19 protein-coding genes are annotated in these 19,484 nt (G+C 41.0%); 5 read left to right on the top strand and 14 right to left on the bottom strand.

All coding sequences use genetic code 11. The features are described from left to right. Positions 1–168: 168 nt before the first annotated feature. Positions 169–1,788: a pyridoxal-dependent aspartate 1-decarboxylase PanP gene (gene panP / locus ABJK37_RS00165; protein WP_348348851.1), complete on the bottom strand. Its 1,620-nt coding sequence runs from the start codon at positions 1,786–1,788 to the stop codon at positions 169–171. A gap of 166 nt (positions 1,789–1,954) precedes the next feature. Here panP and ABJK37_RS00160 point away from each other — a divergent pair, with 166 nt between their 5' ends. Then, a complete protein-coding gene (locus ABJK37_RS00160; RefSeq protein ID WP_348348849.1) occupies positions 1,955–2,668 on the top strand; it encodes an EAL domain-containing protein in 714 nt (237 codons plus the stop codon). A gap of 19 nt (positions 2,669–2,687) precedes the next feature. Here the strand turns inward: ABJK37_RS00160 and ABJK37_RS00155 are convergent, their stop codons facing one another. From ABJK37_RS00155 to pdsO, 7 genes are all read right to left on the bottom strand, one after another. Next, positions 2,688–3,344, bottom strand: coding sequence for an SAM-dependent methyltransferase (locus tag ABJK37_RS00155; protein ID WP_348348847.1), 657 nt, complete (start codon positions 3,342–3,344; stop codon positions 2,688–2,690). Positions 3,345–3,348: 4 nt separating this feature from the next. Beyond that, entirely contained in the window at positions 3,349–4,119 is a 771-nt protein-coding gene (locus ABJK37_RS00150) for an ABC transporter permease (protein ID WP_348348845.1), read from the bottom strand. Then, complete coding sequence (locus ABJK37_RS00145) at positions 4,112–5,077, bottom strand: ABC transporter ATP-binding protein (protein ID WP_348348843.1); 966 nt, start codon at positions 5,075–5,077, stop codon at positions 4,112–4,114. Before ABJK37_RS00145 ends, ABJK37_RS00150 begins: the two co-directional genes overlap by 8 nt. Positions 5,078–5,418: 341 nt before the next feature. Continuing rightward, positions 5,419–5,841 carry a hypothetical protein gene (locus ABJK37_RS00140; protein WP_348348841.1) on the bottom strand — a complete coding sequence of 141 codons (423 nt, stop codon included), beginning with the start codon at positions 5,839–5,841 and terminating at the stop codon, positions 5,419–5,421. Positions 5,842–6,005: 164 nt separating this feature from the next. Further along, entirely contained in the window at positions 6,006–6,584 is a 579-nt protein-coding gene (locus tag ABJK37_RS00135; RefSeq protein WP_348348839.1) for a class GN sortase, read from the bottom strand. Continuing rightward, on the bottom strand, positions 6,560–8,767 hold the full coding sequence (locus tag ABJK37_RS00130) for a VIT domain-containing protein (RefSeq protein ID WP_348348837.1): 2,208 nt from the start codon (positions 8,765–8,767) through the stop codon (positions 6,560–6,562). The genes ABJK37_RS00135 and ABJK37_RS00130 overlap by 25 nt, the downstream gene beginning before the upstream one ends. Before the next feature lie 45 nt (positions 8,768–8,812). Further along, entirely contained in the window at positions 8,813–9,532 is a 720-nt protein-coding gene (gene pdsO / locus ABJK37_RS00125; RefSeq protein ID WP_348348835.1) for a sortase-associated OmpA-like protein PdsO, read from the bottom strand. Positions 9,533–9,726: 194 nt separating this feature from the next. Between pdsO and pdsR the strand changes: the two genes are divergently transcribed. Continuing rightward, entirely contained in the window at positions 9,727–10,419 is a 693-nt protein-coding gene (pdsR, locus tag ABJK37_RS00120) for a proteobacterial dedicated sortase system response regulator (RefSeq protein WP_348348833.1), read from the top strand. Positions 10,420–10,462: 43 nt separating this feature from the next. Further along, positions 10,463–12,640, top strand: a complete 2,178-nt coding sequence (gene pdsS, locus ABJK37_RS00115; RefSeq protein WP_348348831.1) for a proteobacterial dedicated sortase system histidine kinase — start codon at positions 10,463–10,465, stop codon at positions 12,638–12,640. A gap of 25 nt (positions 12,641–12,665) precedes the next feature. Here the strand turns inward: pdsS and ABJK37_RS00110 are convergent, their stop codons facing one another. Continuing rightward, on the bottom strand, positions 12,666–12,878 hold the full coding sequence (locus ABJK37_RS00110) for a hypothetical protein (protein ID WP_348348829.1): 213 nt from the start codon (positions 12,876–12,878) through the stop codon (positions 12,666–12,668). A gap of 96 nt (positions 12,879–12,974) precedes the next feature. Next, positions 12,975–13,505: an inosine/xanthosine triphosphatase gene (gene yjjX / locus ABJK37_RS00105; protein WP_348348827.1), complete on the bottom strand. Its 531-nt coding sequence runs from the start codon at positions 13,503–13,505 to the stop codon at positions 12,975–12,977. 172 nt (positions 13,506–13,677) lie between these two features. Between yjjX and ABJK37_RS00100 the strand changes: the two genes are divergently transcribed. Together ABJK37_RS00100 and ABJK37_RS00095 are read left to right on the top strand one after the other, a co-directional pair. Next, entirely contained in the window at positions 13,678–13,851 is a 174-nt protein-coding gene (locus tag ABJK37_RS00100; protein WP_348348825.1) for a hypothetical protein, read from the top strand. A gap of 16 nt (positions 13,852–13,867) precedes the next feature. Next, positions 13,868–14,623, top strand: coding sequence for an MBL fold metallo-hydrolase (locus ABJK37_RS00095; RefSeq protein WP_348348823.1), 756 nt, complete (start codon positions 13,868–13,870; stop codon positions 14,621–14,623). A 50-nt stretch (positions 14,624–14,673) separates the two neighbouring features. Here ABJK37_RS00095 and ABJK37_RS00090 read toward each other — a convergent pair whose 3' ends face one another. Genes ABJK37_RS00090 through ABJK37_RS00075 form a run of 4 tightly spaced genes read right to left on the bottom strand, consistent with a single transcriptional unit; the run spans position 14,674 to position 19,455 of the window. Beyond that, complete coding sequence (locus tag ABJK37_RS00090; RefSeq protein ID WP_348348821.1) at positions 14,674–16,407, bottom strand: GMC family oxidoreductase; 1,734 nt, start codon at positions 16,405–16,407, stop codon at positions 14,674–14,676. Positions 16,408–16,459: 52 nt separating this feature from the next. Next, on the bottom strand, positions 16,460–17,098 hold the full coding sequence (locus tag ABJK37_RS00085; RefSeq protein ID WP_348348819.1) for a gluconate 2-dehydrogenase subunit 3 family protein: 639 nt from the start codon (positions 17,096–17,098) through the stop codon (positions 16,460–16,462). 57 nt (positions 17,099–17,155) lie between these two features. Next, a complete protein-coding gene (locus ABJK37_RS00080; RefSeq protein ID WP_348348817.1) occupies positions 17,156–18,388 on the bottom strand; it encodes an MFS transporter in 1,233 nt (410 codons plus the stop codon). Between the two features lie 11 nt (positions 18,389–18,399). Continuing rightward, on the bottom strand, positions 18,400–19,455 hold the full coding sequence (locus ABJK37_RS00075) for a sugar phosphate isomerase/epimerase (RefSeq protein ID WP_348348815.1): 1,056 nt from the start codon (positions 19,453–19,455) through the stop codon (positions 18,400–18,402). Positions 19,456–19,484: the final 29 nt, after the last annotated feature.

Genomic DNA, 19,484 nt, shown 5'->3' with positions numbered 1-19,484 from the left:
CCTCGCCCAAAGGGAGAACACCAGCGACTTTCACTCTTCGTTCTAGTCCTTTGAAAGGGGGTAGCCATTCCTGCAGGACTACGCCTCGATTGAAAGTCGCTGGTGTTCTCTGAGTGACTAATTGATAAGATGAATTGGTATTAAGTTATTGAAGTGTCACAAGCCAGCCTAGTTGGCTTTTTTGTGTGTTGAACAAAGTGTTTTCCATGTGTCCGTGTTATTGGCGATGGCTATTTGCTCGTCTAAGATATTTTGTAAGTCGGTTTCTGTGGTGAGCGGATTTGCCAATACGACCCTAAATACTGTTATCGCATGTTCAGGGTATTTTTCAGTCTGTAATCGCGTTCGCGAAACAAATGATTTACCTGCTTCCCTTTGTTGCTTTTGCACCGCCACAGTTAAATTGTCCAACTGAATATTAATGTCGTGGGCAAGTTGTGGATGTGATTTCATTTTTGTCTGAACTTCTTGAGGGTTTAACCTGTAAGTTAGCAAAGATAAAGTGGGAGAGGTAACGAGTTCAAAATCAGGGTGGGACTGAATCATACGCGCATAAATTTTAGCTTTTTCAATACTTTGATTGATAAGCAGTTCGTAACCTTGACGACCAAATATATGCAAAGAAGCATATACCATCATCGCCATTCCATTTCTTGAGCCTTCTAAGGTAGTCGCACCTAAATCTTTTGAACCCGCGCGTAAAATGTATTGAGCGTGGTGACGCACCGCGTTGCTGTCACTGGGATCTTTAAACAATACCATGCCTGCTCCCATTGGCACGTACATCTGTTTGTGGGCGTCTAAGGTGACAGAATCGGCTTTTTCTATGCCTTTAAGTAAGCGGTGATATTCACGAGAAAACAAGGTTGCGCCACCCCATGCGGCATCTACATGAAAATGGCAACCGAGTTCTTTTGCTACATCGGCTAATTCATCTAGAGGGTCTATGTGCCCGGTTTCTGTTGTTCCTGCTATACCCACAATGGCTAGCACTTTATTGTTATCCTGCTGATATTGTTTTCCCATTGCTAAAGCTTTGTCAGGTGACAAACGTTGCGATGGGCTGTCGATAGTCAGCATGTGTTGCCTACCTAAACCGATCAAATCAACTGCTTTTGACAAGGAATAATGGCCACGTTTAGAAGAAATAATCGCCATATTTTTATAGCCGTAGTGCATCATTCCCGCCACTAATCCCTCTTGGGCGACGCCTTTAAATTCTGCATTAGCGGGTAGCGCTTTGTTTCTTGCTACCCACAACGCAGTGATATTGGCTATTGTCCCACCAGAGCAAAAAGCACCCAAGGCATGGTTCGCGTTGTGCAAATAGGTTTGATAAAAATCTGGGGTTTCGTCATATACTAATTCATGCATCATTCCTAAAACCTGACGTTCCAATGGAGTAAAGGCTTTAGACGTTTCGATTTTTACTAAATTTTGGTTTAGCCCTACCAGCAATTTTGCTAGAGGTAGATGAAAATAAGGTAGCGCCGAGGTCATATGACCAATAAAGCTAGGAGAATAGGTGTTGACTGAGTTGGCAACTAATTTATCCAAAAGGTCTTCTGCATGTTTAGAGACAAACTCTGGCGTCTCTGGGACTGAATACTCTGCGAAACTTTTTTCAATTTGCTCTAAAGAGTTTACCTTTGCCACCACATGCTGTGACAGAAAGTCTGATAGGTTGTCAGACAGGTGTTGTTCAATCTGCGCGAGTTTAGAGTCTTTGCCTTCAGGCATAGTAAATACCCGATACAAATGCTCTAAACTGACCTCGGCTCCACTCACTATCTTAACCTTAACTGAAAACTTTGAAGTCGCGCACTTTACCCTAATTCACGCTTTAGACCAATAGCCTAGCCCTGCAAATTAGCGCGCTAAATGGGTATTATCTGGCAATTGTTAATTTGTTGTTATATTGTCAGTGGTAATAGACATAAAGGTATGCTTTTGTATGCAAGTTACTGAAGTAACAGATAGTTTTAACCTCAACAATGTAGTGCCATTTTTTCAGCCAATTATGGATCTAAGCAATAATGCGGTGTGGAGTTATGAGTGTTTGGCTCGGCTGTTAACTATCGACCACAATCCGTATTTGCCCACAGAGTTTTTATTTTTGGTAGAAAGGCAGCAATCAGTCGCCCACCTCACTCAAACAGTGTTTAGTCGTAGTGCCAGTTATTTCAGAGATATCAACATGGCATGGAACATCAATCTAAGTTTGTCGGATATGACAGACACAGACACTTTAAGCTTTCTTCAATCGCAACTAGCAGATTATCCAAACCCAAAACGAATTTCGATAGAAATAACGGCAAAAAATGCGTTATTAGAAAGCGCTAAATTTAGCCATTTTTGCGAGATTTGTGATGCCTTGGGGGTTAACATTGTCATTGATAACTTTGAGCAACAAGAGTGCGACTTGCAGGCTATTTTAACTTTGCCTATCTCTGCAATAAAAGTCTCGGCCGAACTATTTGATAAATCTGGTAGTGATTTAGTGATAGCAGATTTTGTGAAAAGCTTAATCAGTGCCGCAACCGCTAATAATATAGCCGTCATTGCGGAGCGAGTTGAACAGAAAACCACTCTAGAAATCGTTAAAAATTTGGGGGTGAAATATGCACAAGGGTTTTATTTTAGTCAGCCTAAAGCAAACACCAATTAGACACTCTAGGTTTTTAGCCTTATAAATCGGCCAATAATCGCCAGCTTGCTTGTCCACTTTGCCAATATTTACGCTCAAATGGTGTCATGGCGTTGTCGCTTTCGTATTGCTCAATGAAGCTACTGATTTTTGCAATATTCAACGCTTCAGAAAACTCTTGGATATAAAGTTGCCAATTACTTCTTACTTCAAGTCTTCCTCCTAAACTCACTATATCTTTTAAGGCTGAAGTGGCGTACCAACGACGCTGCAAGTGCGCTGATTTAGGGTAAGGATTGGGATATAGCAAATAATGTTTGCTAAGCTTTTTCTTATGGGTGACTAACATTCTTAAAAAGTCATTGAGGTCTGCTCGTAAAATAAGATAGTTTTTTAAATCACTCGCGTAGGCCTGATGTTTGTCGGTGCGCGACGCTGATTTATCAATACCGATCACTTTAGAATTTGGATGTGTTTTCGCTATGTTTACAGTGCTTTCACCCACACCACAACAAGAGTCTAAAATCAGATCTCCTTGCCAATCCCCAAGCCAATCAATGGCGACTTGAAAGGCGTGTTGAGTATGCTCAGATAAAGGTTTTTGACTGACATTAGTAAGTTGCCGAGACACAACTTTATGCAAGTTCTGGTGAATACCTAACTGGTTAGTACTAATAGTACGAGACTTCTGCTGCATAGTGTTAACTGCGAATACCTACACCACCGTTAATCAACGAATAAGCCCATGCGAGCAACACCGCGTTAAAACCTACCAATATACTTAGAGATAAGTAAAAACTAATATCTGATACGCCAAGAAACCCATACCTAAAACCACTGACCATATAAATAATGGGATTAATTTTACTTACCCATTGCCAAAACTCTGGCAAAAGACTCAATGAATAGAACACGCCACCCAAGTAGGTTAAAGGCGTTAAAATAAAAGTAGGTACAATACTCACATCGTCAAAAGAATTAGCTAGGATCCCATTGATCAGGCCAGCAGTAGAGAACAAAATCGCGGTTAACAGTAGGGTGATTAGAATGATCAGCACATTGTGAATATGTATATCAACAAAGAACAACGACACAATGGTCACAATAATGCCAACCAACATGCCCCTAGCAACGCCTCCGCCTACGTAGCCGGCAATAATAATCCAATTAGACACTGGTGCCACTAAGACTTCTTCTATATTTCGTTGATACTTAGCACTGTAGAAAGACGAGGATACATTGGCATATGCATTAGTGATCACCGCCATCATTATTAAGCCAGGAACAATAAACTCCATATAACTGAAGCCCCCCATGTTACCTATTCTACTGCCAATTAAATTACCAAAAATGACAAAATATAACGACATAGTAATAGCTGGAGGAAGCAGTGTTTGAATCCAAATTCTTATAAATCGTAGGCACTCTTTGCGCCACATAGTGGTAAGCGCTACCATCGCAAGGTTATTCATGAGTGTCTCCTGTCACTGTGTGAGTGGTTGCATTATCAGTGGTTGAAGCTCTTCCAGACTCGACCATTCTCACGAATAGTTCTTCTAATCGATTAGACTTGTTACGCATACTCAAAACTTGTATCTCTTTCTTTGTTAACTGCTCAAATACCGAATTGAGCCCCGCCTCTTTGGGCACGTCAACTTCTAGGGTATGCTCATCGATTAAACGACTTTCAAAGCCATCTAAGCTAATGGCACTGACGTTTTTAGATAAATCCAATACAAAGGTTTCAATATTTAATGTGGCTAGCAACGCTTTCATGCTGGTATTTCTAACAATGACACCCTTATCAATAATCGCAATATTACGACACAACATTTCAGCCTCTTCTAGATAATGAGTGGTCAAAATAATGGTTACGCCTTGTTGGTTTATTTCTTGTAAGAACGACCACATCGAACGACGGATTTCTATGTCTACCCCAGCAGTTGGCTCGTCGAGGATTAGCATTCTAGGTTCATGCATAAGTGCTCTTGCTATCATCAGGCGTCTTTTCATGCCTCCAGAAAGCTGTCTAGCAGGCGTGTTGCGTTTGTCCCAAAGATCAAGTTGTTTAAGGTACTTTTCGGCTCTGGGCTTTGCCACTTTTTTAGGGACCCCGTAATAGCCTGCTTGGTTAAGCATAATCTGGATGAGAGGTTCGAATTGATTGAAATTAAATTCTTGTGGTACTAGCCCAATACAGGATTTTGCCTCAACTGGCTGCGAGGCTAAGGAGTATTCAAATATATTGACATCGCCATCGGTCTTATTTACCAGTGAACTGACAATCCCAATAGTAGTTGATTTACCTGCACCATTTGGACCAAGCAAAGCAAAAAAATCTCCTTGTTTTACTTCTAAATCAATACCTCTCAGGGCTTGAGTGCCTCCTTGATAGGTTTTAGTTAATCCTTTGATACTCAGTGCGTTCATATTGGCTGCCAGCTTATGTTTGAATCGAAATTGCGATATATCTATGCATGTTAAAAATCGAGTGTATTCATACCGAATACTGGGGACTAACGTTAACGTTCTTAGACGTTGGTTTATGTAAACCAGAAAAGAGTCACCAGGGAGCCCATGATATTGTGTCTACTGTTGTTAATTCAAGGTTATGTATGAATTGTTTTGGTGTAGCTCGTTGATTAGCGCTACAGAATAAGCCTAGTATTTGCGTCGCGGCTAGTGGTATTTAAAATTAGGTTGTATAACTTATTGGGATATTGCAAAGACAAAAGGGCATAACGCCCTTTTGTCGCAAATTACAGACGGTCTTACTCACATTCGTCTGGGTCTTGATCTAACTTCTTCTTACTGGCTCTACATGCCTCTTGCAACTTTTTCGCTGCATCAGTTTTCAATTCTGCGGCTTTTTCCTTAGAAGTATCCATGGCATCAGAGGCTTTTTCTGCTGCTGCGTCGTAAGCATCACCGGCTTTTTCTTTGGTTTCATCATATGCCTCGATTGTGCTCTCCTTGGCATCTTCGGCCATTTCTGCTGCACTATCAGCGAGTTCAGACGCTTCCTTTTTAGTTTTTTCGTATAACTCAGCTGATTTTTCTTTTGCTTGAGTCACCATTTCCTTGGCTTCGGTTTCAGCTTCGTCAACAGATTCTTTTTGTGTATCTGTACATGCTATTAATCCCAAGCTCATTAACGCAAATGCCATTGTTTGGGTAGTTTTTAATATTGTCATCTTGATTCCTTGTTTTATTTGTAATGATAGTTTTTGGTTAAAGCACGCCTAGCGAATTCCGTTCCACTTTTTCAATACGTTGATAATTAGGGCGTTTCAACAGATTACTCTATTTATCCTAAAAATAGTCACTAAATATGTCTTTTATTAACGACAGTTTGTCATTAAATCGCAGTAGCTTTAACAATATACCTATGAGTAGGGTTAGGTAACAAGCTATCAAAAGGATAACAGGTGATCAGTGTTAGGCTAGGTTGTTCATCATCAAATGTGTCGTTGCTAATGTTGCTGTGCAAATATTCTAACTGTGTTTGCAAGGCTACTCGCAACATAGTGACTTGGTATCTTTGACTTGTGTGTCTATTTTTTACCTCGATTACATCCCCTTTCTGCAGCCTTTTTAAACTACTAAACTGGGTATCGCGATGACCCACGATGACACTGTTTCCTTTTTCCCCTGGTTTAGGGGTTGAGCTAACGTGAGTGGGAGCAAAAGCCAAATTTCTACCACTAGCGCCCGCCAAGACGTACCATTTTTGAGCTTTAATGGTGATTTCAGCGACAGGGTAAGTATCTGCCCATGGCCAAGGTTTGTGTTTCTCCGTTGAGTGAAGGTTTTTGTGCCAAGCGTTTGCGATCAAATATTGTGCTAACTCTGCCTTGGCAAAAATATATAACCCGCCAGAGAATTGATAGATGCCTAGCAACAAAAACACAGTTAGCCATTTATGTTTTGAAACCATGTAAAATAATCTAGATATAAGGCTTTTCTTTTTGTAAGTAAGTGCATACATATTGTTAATCCTATTAAAAACAGGCCTATTAGTATTTTAAGTTGCGCTGGGGTCGCGGTTTGCGGAAGGCGGCCGAGTAGCTGAACTTGCTGATTTGACGTGCCTTTTGGGAGAGTGTTTGCCACTCTATGGTTTGTAGATTTAGCGTCAGAGGGGCGAGTTGCTGTGACATCTACGGCCACTAAACTGGTGTATTGACTGACTAAATGGTGAGTGAGTGCAGTAGTCGTAATTTGATTTTTGTATTCAAGCTGTTCTGCCTCAGTATCATTTAAACGCATACTAGCGCGACGCTTTTCTCTAGTTAATTGACTTATCTTCTCTTTTGCCCATAAGACGTTGAGTCCAGATAGTCTGGTTTGTGCATTGAGCTGTAAATCATTCACCCAAGATTTTTGTTGGTATTGAGCAGATAAGTTAATGTTTGATAGAGGGAAATGTTCAGAGTCTTCCTTGTTTGTGGTGCTTAGGCGGTAACTTATGACTAGGGGTTCATCTTTGTATAAGTCGCTTATAACATTAGGGTAAAACTCAAGCTTTCGATTGGTGTTGACGGTTGTATCAGCAAAATGTAACTCGATGTCAGTAATCGCTGGGTGTTGTAACTTAGTTAAAAGTCTAAGCATTTTTTGCTGCACCTGATTAACCGAACCAATATAGGTAAACGTACCTCTTCCCATTTTGGCGGCTTCAGTCATAAAATAACTGTTAGGTGCACTACCAATTCCAACCGTAAATAGCCTAAAGTCTGCGAGTTCATTTTCGATCAACTGCATTAGTGACTCTTCGTTTCCTACACTGCCATCTGTGATAAAAATAACCTGTCGCAATGTTGTTGAGTCGTTAACTTTCGGCTGAGAGAACGCGAGTTTCAAAGCACTTTGCATTTCAGTACCGCCATTGGCAGATAGACTATTCACAAAATGTTTAGCCTCCAATTTATAATTTGGGGTGGCGGGTTTGGGTCTTTTCCACAAGTTTTCGGCATAACTATTAAATTCAATGATGTTAAATGTATCAGTTACTTTGAGCTGATCTATGGCAATCAGTAACGCGGTTTTGGCTTGTTTAATTGAGTCACCTTCCATCGAACCAGAAGTATCCAATACAAGTATTACTTCCCGTGATTGGGCTGACTCTGCTGGTTCAGTCGTATTTGGAGCTAGCAACATAACTAAGCCATATTCATCGCCGTTAACCAGTTGAGTAAAATGCGCAGACTGGGGTATCGCTCCAAGTTCAGGTCGCCAGTTCAACACAAAATCTTGGTTGGCAATGCTATCTTTTTTAATCTGGATATTATGGCTGCCATCAGAGAGACGTTTAACGGTTATGGGATGAAATTCACTGTTGATATCTTGTACCTCAAATCCGGTCTGTAAGTTGACTTGCAAGTCAATAGCTGTCTTGGGTGGGGTAAGGGGGAAATCGGGTTGAATTAAGGGGGCGTGTGTAGCACTGTTTGGCATATACCTTGGAGTAATTGTCATCGGAAAACGTAAACTAAATTGTTGATGCTCGAAATGTAGCTTTTGCTGGTACTCAATAGTCACCTCAATTGTCTCTCCGGGACCGATATTGGCGATAGAGTTCGAAAACATATTCGGACGTTGTTGTTGTATTAAACTCGCCTTTTTTCCCTGTGCTTGAGCCTCTAAATAAACCCTTTTGGCTTCGGTTTTTTCCTTTATAACGCCTTCTATTTTACGTTCACCTACTGACATTAACAGGTGGTCTACAGCAGCATTTTCGGGCAAAGGAAAGACGTACAGAGCATCAACCCAATCTTTTCCCGCATTCTTAAACGTCTGGGTTAGTTTCGTTCTCGCGATTATCCCCGTTACTTTTATATCAACTTTAGTGCCTAGTACGGGGCTTATTGCGTGTTGATAGCTTTTCTTATCTTGTGCATTAAGTTCTTTTGTTAAATATAAGGTGCCGCTAAGTGGATTTTGAATATCACTGATAGGTTGATTAACTAAAGGGCTGTTTTTATGTTGGTTTGGTGTTTTTATGGTCTTTGAATTAGCAGTAAGGTTTTGTTTACTGGTAAAAGCGGGCACTGCAAACTGCAGTGCCCCTATGGCGATAACTACCAAACTAACAACGGCAAACTTAGCTAGTGAAAACATGTTTGATTTCCTTGTTAGTAAGCAAAAGTGAACAACGTGCGAAAATTACTGATTGGCCGCTGTCATTTCTGTTGGGTCATCAGATATTCTCAACATCACTCGGCGGTCAAAAAAGTCGTCTTCAAAATATTCTCCAGCACTCACTAGCGACGATTCTCCAAATGAATAAGTAATTACTTGCTCTTCTTTAATCCCTTTTTTAATAAGGTAGTGCTTTACGCTTAAAGCACGCTGTTCCGAGAGAGCTTGATTAAATGTACTGTCCCCTCGTTTATCTGCGAAACCTGATAAGCTGACTCTCAATTTCGGATTGTTTTGCAGGGTTTGGGCAATCAAGTCTAACTGTGATTTATAATGATTTTCTAAAACATATGAGGCTGTCTTAAACTGGATATTGCTTTCAATTTTTGGAACGCTTTGTTCCAAGGCATTATCCATCGATGCAATTTGCATCATTGTGCGTTCTTTTGCTTGTTCAAAATTTTGCTGCATGACAAATAATTGTTGATCTTTTTGTTGCAGTAAATCATTCGCCGCTTCGAGTTTTTTATCTGAGTTAATGTCTTCGGCGATTAATACTCCGAAAATTCCCGCTACCATCCCACCTAGTGGCCCTGCTAGCGCGCTGCCAATTAAAACACCAGAACTAAGACCAATGACTTCGTTGGTTTTTTCTTGAGTATTCGATTGTTCGGCTGCAGCGTTAGAGGACATTAAGCAGATGAAGGTGATACTAGTGGCTATTTTGATCGTTTTGAATTTCATGGTTTTCTCCAAGAGTTGGGTTGTTTAATTCTTCTCTAGTAAACAAAGATTCTGTGGCGAGGTCAGGGAGAAAAAATGGCAATCTAGTGGTCAATTGTGGCGGAAAAATGGAAATTGCTGCTTTGCGCTATTTATGGAATCAATCCAACGAACTTTTACGATATAGTTCAAGCTTCCAGTATGAGGCACCAGTTATGTCAAAACGAATCGCTTTGGTTGAAGATGACCAAGCACTTAGAGAAAACTATATTGCAGCGCTGACTAAGCAAGGCTACGAAGTTCAGCCCTATGCTAACCGAAGTAGTGCAGAACTCGCTTTTTCAAAAAGACTGCCTGACTTGGCAATTATTGATATTGGACTAGAGGATGAAATTGACGGCGGCTTTGCGGTTTGTCAGCAACTAAGAAGTCTATCGAAGACTTTGCCAATTATTTTCTTCACAGCACGCGATAATGATTACGACACTATTTGTGGGTTGCGCATGGGGGCCGACGATTACCTTACTAAAGATATCAGTTTGCAGCATTTACTAGCAAGAATAGCTGCATTGTTTAGGCGAACCGAACTATTAGACCGACCACAAATTCAAACTGATCTCATACAAACCGGAGATTTGTTAATGGATAGCAAAAGGATGACGGTTAGTTGGAAAGGGCAGAATATTGAACTAACAGTCACTGAATTTTGGATGTTACACGCCATTGCTAAATTTTCTGGACATGTCAAAAGTCGTCAACAATTAATGGATGAATCAAAAATGGTGGTGGATGACACTACCATTACATCCCACATAAAACGGATCCGTAAGAAGTTTATGCTAGTAGACAAGGAGTTTGACTGTGTCGAGACCGTCTATGGTATGGGTTACCGATGGAAAAGTAACTGACAATGTTTGTGTTCAGTTTTGATAGAAGTAGGGAAGCGATTAGATGAGTAGACTGCGTTTTGGACTGCGTCTTAAGTTACTTTTTTTCTCGTCATTTTTATTGGCTATTCCGTGGCTGGGTTATCAATATGTGTGGGAAATGGAGACTTATCTGCGAATTGGCCAAGAACAAACCATGGTAGGTACTGCCCGTGCGGTAGCGACAGCTTTACATGAACGACCTGCCTTATTTGATAGTCAATCAGCCTATTTAACCGACGTTAAACCGGGTACAGATTTGTACGCACATAAAATTGCTTATCCAATCCAGTTAGATGGAAAACTGGATGATTGGCAAGAATACCGACATTTAAGTATTGCTTACGGTCAACAAAACTTGATTGATCCTATTCAAGACTATGATCTCGATAGTCTGCACTTTAAACATATGGTTGGGCAGTACAATCGATTCTTATATGCGATGTTTGATGTAACAGATGACAACGTCCTACTTAGGCCCAAAAATAGTTTAAGAGTCGATAAAAATGATCATTTGCAAATAGCGATGACAGATCAAACCGGGCTGTTTCAACGGTATATTATCGCACCATCGCAACCGGGGTGGGTAAATGCTTACTTACTCGAAGATGATTTGGAGTCGCTACAACCTGCAAGATTAGAAACTAAAATTCAAGGGCAGTGGAGGAATACATCTAAGGGTTACCAACTGGAGTTACGTTTTCCATTGGCCATGATGTCGAGCAAAATAGCTTTTGCCATTGTTGATGTTGATGATCCGCGCACTAGAGCGGTAGAGCATATAATGGGAACGGCCAATCCATCACAAGTCGATTCTTTGGGGACAGTGTTGGTGCCCTCTCCCGAAATCGAAAAAATACTCAAGGGGCTCAAGTATTCCAATGCTAGAGTGTGGGTAGTAGACAAACATAGGCGTGTACTGGCGCGCTCTGGCAATATTCAACGAGCAACGGGCGTACAAAGTGAATCTAAGCTTGCGTCAAGTAACGATGCACAGACACAAAGCTCAAATAGCTGGTGGAAATATATAGAACAAAACTGGTTATTACCGCTGTATTATCAAATATTGACTAAACCTCCTGCAGATTTTGTCGATGATTTACGAGATGCTTTTGCCCTACAAGGTCAAGATATAAGCCAAGCCTTAAGTGGCACACCCAGTTCATTGTGGCGTTTAAGTTCGGACAATAAAGCGGTGATAATGTCAGCCGCTCATCCAATCTACATTGATGAAACGGTTATGGGAGCAGTAGTAGTTGAGCAAACTACCAACGGTATTCGCACTTTAAGAAACAAAGCCCTTGAACGTCAATTTCACTATATTTTGTTGGTTATCTTGATTAGTACTTTGGCATTGTTTTTAATTGCTTCACGGATTTCTTGGCGCATTCGTAAACTTAGAAACGAAACTGAAGATGCCATAGACCAACAGGGGAAAATTATTGGTAACATTTTACCCTCCAATACTCGAGATGAAATAGGTGACTTATCTCGCACTTTCACTCATGTATTAAGCAGGCTCAGTCAATACAACACTTACCTTGAGAACATGGCGTCTCGCTTGTCCCATGAGTTGCGGACACCCGTCGCCATAGTAAATTCTTCATTAGACAATTTGTTATTAGAAGAACACAGTACAGAAAGCAAACAATACGTGGACCGAGCCAAACACGGCATCACTCGGTTAAGTAAAATTCTCTCTAATATGAGTGAAGCCACTCGGCTAGAACAAGCGATTCAAAGTAACGACCGTGAAACCTTTGATTTAGAGGAATTATTAAGAGGGTGTGTAGCGGGCTATCGTATCGCTTACGCAACTAGGCAATTTGATGTGCAAATTGCAGTATCTAACGCGACATTCCAAGGCTCACCTGAATTATTTGCGCAGATGTTAGATAAAATTATTGCTAACGGTGTTGAGTTTAGTGATGAAAGTACCGCAATTGAGCTACAGATGGTCAACAGTGACAATGGTTATGTGGTGACCATAGCTAACCAAGGGCCGTCACTTCCAGATAATATGCAGCATCAGCTATTCGATTCTATGGTTTCGGTGCGAAAACAACAAAACACTGCACAACCCCATCTAGGTTTAGGCTTGTATATAGCAAAGATCATTGCACAATATCATCAAGGAACAATCAGGATAGATAATCTTAAAGACAAAGCGGGGGTAGTAGTGACGTTAGAGTTTAAGGTATAGAATTAGGCTCAAAAATAACAAAAAACTAGTTTCTCTTATGTTTACGGGCCATTCCCCAACCTATCATTCCGGCACCAAAAATTGCGCCAATCCAAGCGTAGGGTAATACTTGAGGCGCTAGCTCTTTGGCAAATATGATAGTGAGCATCGAAAAAATGCATAATCCCCAACCAATAATTTCAACTTTATTTAAATATTTAAACACAAAAGAGCGTGATTCTTTTTCGGGGTTTTGCATGTTTACTCACTATTGCCTTTGCAATTAAAGTTGTTAAGGCTGAAAAAGGTTAAATCTAGGCGCAGATTAACAACTCGTCAAATAAGAAGCGAGGGTTTATCGACTATATAATTCAGGATGAACAAAAGGAGCCAAAGCAAGTAAGGTAGCTTGTCGATATACACTTTCTCTCGACGCTAAACCTTTAGTTAATAAGCCAATTGCGCCTCCTTTTTGTTTTATATTGTCAGTATTAAATAAACGGTCCATTACATGGCCTAGTTCTTCACCCCTTTGCAAAGCGCTATAAACGGCGGGAGGTAATGGTAAGTGACAACTGCGACCAATAGATATTTTTGTTTGATTCGCGATAGCGACAAAAGCAAATGTGGCAGGTCCATATTCGAATTGGTCGACGCCACCCTCAAACGCTAAATAGTAATCTGCTTCGCAGTGTTGTTGGCAATATTTGACCCTATTAATGGCCCCAATTCGTGTTTCTTCGGTATTCATAGGTTGTTCGGGTACCCCTGACGGTGCGTTGATAGCAACACAATTCAAATCGGATAATGCAAACATTTCAGTTATGGCAGTTTTCGCTGCGCTGACTTTTACGGGATTTTTTGAGCCGACTACAATTTTTAACATTCTGAACCTTGTTTAAGCATGAGCAGTGTTTCGGTAAATTATCTAAACCAATAACCCGATAATACTGATATTAAGAGGCTTATTGGCATAAACACTACTCGATTACATTAATTTAGCACGATATAATGCCTCTCGATTTTCATCAATAAGAATAAGAGACACGCAGGCTATTATGCAGAATATTCCCCCAGAATCTTTGATCCGCACTTGGGTGTGGATGATGTCTGAAAACAACGATCCTGAGCTAATGAACAAAGGTAGAAAAAACTTGATCAATGCTTTTGGTAGTTTGCAGAACGCAATTCAATATATAGAGCAACAAGTAGAGATAGGCGAAGAAAAATAGTAGTCACTTCTCTCTAATGAAAATTCATAGGTTTCAAGGTTATATCCAATCGATTTATTTGGTGGAGTATCCCGATAGATTATTGTTATTGGATGGTTGCTGCCGCCCCGATATCAGTCTGATTCAAAATATCATTACCGTTCAACTTAATCGGCCTTTAACCGATTTAAAGTTAATCGTTGTTACACATATGCACCCTGATCATGCTGGTGCTGCCCATAAGTTAAGAGCCTTGACAGGTTGTAAAATTGCGTCAGCTAAAATGTCTACCCAGTGGTATCAAGGTCTCAAAGGTAGGTGGTTGCATTTGGTGGATATTAGTTTAGCTGCGTGGGTTGCGCATCGAATGAAACGTCCCAAGAAAAATTTATGGTATTCACCTCATTTAAAAGTAGATTTTCAACTAGTTGATCAAGATAAACTACCAGGCTTCGAAGATTGGTGCGTAGTTTCTACAACAGGACATACAGATCGTGATTTATCTGTTTGGCATCAAGGGTCAAAACGGATATATGTAGCTGATTTAATGGTTAAAGTGAAAAACCGTTTTATTCCACCCATACCCGTTAACTATCCGATTGAATACCGCGCGTCTTTGAATAAATTACATCAGTTGCAACCTAATTCGATCATGCTGGCTCATGGAGCCGAGGTCGAATTTACCGCTAAAGATTATGATCATTTGCTTACTGTTGCACCCACAAAGCCAATTACTATTTGGACGCCAGCAAAAAATAAATTTAAAAGATTATTATTGAGAAAATCGGGTTAATCTTAAGTTTGGCTACTAGGACGCTGAAATCTTAGTAGCCAAGGTGAGATTTATATTCGTCTGGCTTTCATCTCATTCACACAATAATCCACCGCTCTGGCTGTTAAAGCCATAAAAGTAAGTGAGGGGTTTTGTACTGCGGTAGAACAAAAACTCGAACCATCGGTTACAAATAAATTGGCTACATCGTGACATTGATTAAAGCCGTTTAATACAGACTCCTTAGGATCACGCCCCATTCTAGCTGTGCCAACTTCATGTATAGCCAGACCAGGGTTGTTTTCTTCAATAGAATTGTAACTCTGAATATCTTTAAGTCCGGCTTTGGTTAACATATCGAAAGCGGTTTGTTCGGCATCTGCCATCATTAGTTTTTCATTCTCTGACCAAGTACAGTCGATGTGGATCAGTGGGATACCCCACTTATCAGTCTTGGTCGGGTGTAGCGCCATATAATTGTCAAAACGAGGCAACATTTCCCCTTGTGCGTGTAGACCTAATTTCCACTTACCGGGTTTAGTTAATTTAGTTTTAAAATCTGCGCCAATACCATTTTGATAGCGTAAACCCGGCCAACTATCTCTATGACTACCGCCTGCTAATCCATATCCACGGACATACCCTTTTTTATAGAGAGAGGGTTTGTATTGAAAATTAGGTACCAATAAGCCCGAAGGTCTTCTACCTGAGAAATAAACGTCGTCAAAACCTTCAACAGTGCCGGTCGCACCTGCATTGTAATTGTGGTCCATTAAATAGTGACCAAGCACGCCTGAACTATTCGCAATACCATTAGGGAAGGTTTTGGTTTTAGTGTTAAGCATAATTTGCGCTGAACCTAAGGTAGAGGCACACAAGAAAACCACTTTAGCAAAGTATTCACGAGTACTTAGGTTGTCGTTATCGACTACCCTGACACCTTTCACTCTCTGAGTTTTTTCATCGAAAATAAGACTGTGTACAACGCTATTAGGCGCGATAGACAAATTTCCTGTTTTCGCGGCAGCAGGCAATGTCGAACTTTGAGTTGAAAAATAGGCTCCAAAAGAGCAGCCTTTTTGGCATTCGTTTCTAGCTTGGCAGGTAACGCGCCCTTGTTCTATGTGTAGCTGCGTTGGTTCAGTTAAATGAGCTGTGCGGCCCATGATCAGTTGGCGGTCTGGAAAATGTTCGGCAATTTTATCTCTTACATGTAATTCAGGTGCCGTCATTTCAAATGGGGGCAAAAACTCGCTGTTGGGTAACTGCTCTAGGTTTTCCTGGCTTCCACTGATTCCAGCAAATTTTTCGACATGGCTATACCATGATTCGATATCTTTGTAACGAATAGGCCAATCGTTTCCGTGTCCATCCGCTTTATTGGCAGAAAAATCAAAATCGCTTAATCGATAGGATTGACGGTGCCATAGCAAAGATTTACCTCCTAGTTGATTGGCTCTTATCCAGTCAAATCCAGTGCCTTCCTTGGTGCTGTAAGGGAGATCTTTGTCATTACCAAAGAAGTGTTTAGTCATATCACTAAAGGCGTAACATTTTTTCTGTACCGAATATTTTTCCTCTACGAGTAAATTGTCGACCTTAGTTCTGTTGGCAAACTCCCAAGGGCCTTTTCCTTCGGTCACATAGTCTTTTCTGTGCTCAACCACTCTGCCGCGTTCTATCATTAAAGTTTGCATGCCACGCTCACAGAACTCTTTGGCAGCCCAGCCTCCAGAGATCCCTGACCCCACCACTATGGCGTCGTATACGTGATCGCTCTCGTGAATATATAAATCTGTTGTCATTTGTTTTACTCGTAATGCTAATTAGTTTTTTAGGTTTGCTGCATTGAGCGCTTTAATAGTAAGCCCGCGAACCCCAAGATTTCGTATTGGCGTCTGCGGGTATAGAACCAACAAAACCTCCGGGTACAGTTTGGAAGTTCAACGCTTGAGTGGCACCGGCTTCAGAAGTGAAATAACCAAAAACTATGAGCGCTTTTAGAAATTTAAAGTGTTCTTTAGGAATGCTAGTCGCGCTTTGGTTGTTCTCTATTTGTAGCAAAATTTGTTGTTGTTGCTGTGGCTGCAACAAAGGGAAGGTCTTAGAAAACGTTTCTTCTGCTAACCTATCAATTGCATTAATTACTTGAATACAGTCATTTTGTTGTTGCTGTGAATGGCAGTGTTGCAGCTGATGCGGGACAAATTTATGGCAACCCACTTCAACGGCACTCGGCGTATCGGTTCTAGGTAATATAGTTTCACATATACTATACAAAACTGTCATTTGCTGCTCTGACAACAACTCTCCGTTTTTTGATGCTGAAACAGTTTGTGTTGCTAGTTGTTTGGTTGCAGAAACACTGCAACCCGACAACACTGCCGACGCGGTAGTCGCACCAAACAAAGCGACCATCTTTTTCATAAACAGTCGGCGATTTTCTTCGTCTATGGTTTGGCTGGCTAATTCGATATTATTTGAATTAGTTGGCATATTAAGCTCCTCAATACTCACTGTGCATAAATGCTGCTATTTGTTTACAAGAAACGACTAATCTGCCTTGGATTCTGGGTTTTTATTACGCATAACCCAATAAAATCCACCAAAGGTGACGATTAAAACAAGTGGGAAAACTATGAGGTTATTTAATGCAGCATGTCCTGATTCCAACAATAACTCGTTTCCAGTCAAACCCGCTGCCTCGGCTTTTGTCGTTGCAGAGTCGATCCAGCCGCCAATAATAGGATTCCATATACCCATTGCAAACATGCCAGCACCGCCCATTAAAGACATACCTAACGCGCCGGTTTTAGGAGTATATTCACTGGTACAGCCGATCATCGTTGGCCAAAAATAGGTGATACCCAAGGCATAGATCACTGCTGCAAAATACACCGCGCTACCTTGTAACTGAGTCATTAGGAATAATCCTAAGCTCGCTAAAATCGCAGAGAAAAATAACACGCCAGGAGGGCTTAATTTATGTACCAGCGGACCCGCGTAAAAACGTCCAAGTGCCATAATTCCAGTGATAAGGGCCAAAATCAGCATTGGATGCGCACCTGACGCGCTCAATATTTGGTTGATCCATTGACCAGGTCCAAATTCACTAACGGCTGTCATTGTCATACACACTATCAAAAACAAATAAATGGGATTGAACAGCGCTTTGATATTAGTGGTTGTAGAATTGACTTCTTGATCAAATTCAGGGAATTCAAAACCTAGCATCATTACGCCATAAATAGCGGTAGGTATTAACATCGTGGCCACTTGAGCTTCCCAGCCTAAGCCGATTTGATTCATACCAGCAGAAACCAATGAACCAATGACTATGCCACCAGGGAACCAAACGTGGAACCTGTTTAACATGGTCGTTTTATTGTCGGGGAACAGTTGCGCAATAATTGGGTTACAACCTGCTTCCACTAATCCATTGGCAAAGCCTACTAAGAAGGTTGAAATCATTAAGCCCCAAAAACCGTCAGCAATGATGGTTAAAACTAGGCCCAACGCATGGCCAACAAAAGCCAACCATACAATTAATTTAGCGCCTATAGCGTTGTATAATATTCCGCCAAACATCATCGCAAGAGGGAAACCTAAAAAGGCCATACTGGCTATCCAGCCTAGCTCTTTCCCACTCAAACCGTATTGTTGACCTAAGTCTCCTAATATTCCTGCTCGAATAGCAAAGGTCATAGCCGTTACGATAAGGGCTATACAACTAATACGAAAAATTCTTATGGCGTCTTTATCTGAGATGCTGGTTGTCGCATTCATGTTTTTATACCTTATTTAATTCCTAAGATTTTATTATTCATTTCGATGTCTTTCTCTACACCAGCAAAGTCATCAAAGGCTTTTTCGGTTGGTCTAATTAAATGTTCGTTAATAAATTTAGCGCCTTCTGCTGCACCATCTAGCGGATGTTTAATACAACACTCCCACTCCATTACGGCCCAACCGTCAAAATCGTGCTGGGTCATTTTGCTGAAGATAGCTTTAAAGTCGATTTGTCCGTCTCCTAATGAGCGAAAGCGCCCTGGTCGGTCAATCCACGCCTGGTAACCGCCATATACACCACATCGACCATTAGGCGTAAATTCAGCATCCTTAACGTGAAACGCTTTAATCCGCTCATGGTATATGTCAATAAAGGCGAGATAATCGAGCTGTTGTAAAACAAAATGGCTCGGATCATAAAGGATATTGGCTCGTGGATGATTATCCACCGCTTCTAAGAAACGTTCAAAAGTGACTCCGTCATGTAAGTCCTCACCAGGATGAAGCTCATAACACACGTCAACTCCAGCTTCATCAAAGGCATTCAAAATAGGTAACCAACGTTTGGCTAATTCAGCAAACCCTTGTTCGACTAAACCAGCAGGGCGCTGGGGCCACGGATACATGGTTTGCCACAGTAACGCACCTGAAAAACTAGCGTGTCCAGTTAACCCTAGATTTTGACTCGCCTTAGCTGCAAACATCATTTGCTGAATTGCCCATTCAGTTCGCGCTTTAGGATTATTATGTACTTGGCTTGGCGCAAATCCATCAAACATTTGATCATATGCGGGATTCACTGCCACCAATTGGCCTTGTAAATGAGTAGACAATTCAGTGATTTCTAATCCTGCTTGATTGGCGATACCTTTAATTTCGTCGCAATAGGTTTGGCTGGTGGCCGCCAGTTCTAAATTAAATAACCGGCCATCCCACGAAGGGATTTGAATACCTTTGAACCCTATACTTGCTGCCCAATTGCAAATTTCAGGAAAAGAATTAAACGGGCTAGCATCGTCGGCAAATTGCGCTAAGAATATGCCGGGACCTTTGATTTGTTTCATTGAGTTACTCCTGAATTCGATACAATGGA

It is taken from the genome of Paraglaciecola sp. (assembly GCF_039964565.1).
GTDB lineage: Bacteria > Pseudomonadota > Gammaproteobacteria > Enterobacterales > Alteromonadaceae > Paraglaciecola.
The sequence above is the reverse complement of the archived record's forward strand: the minus strand, read 5'-3'. Positions and strand labels throughout refer to the sequence as shown.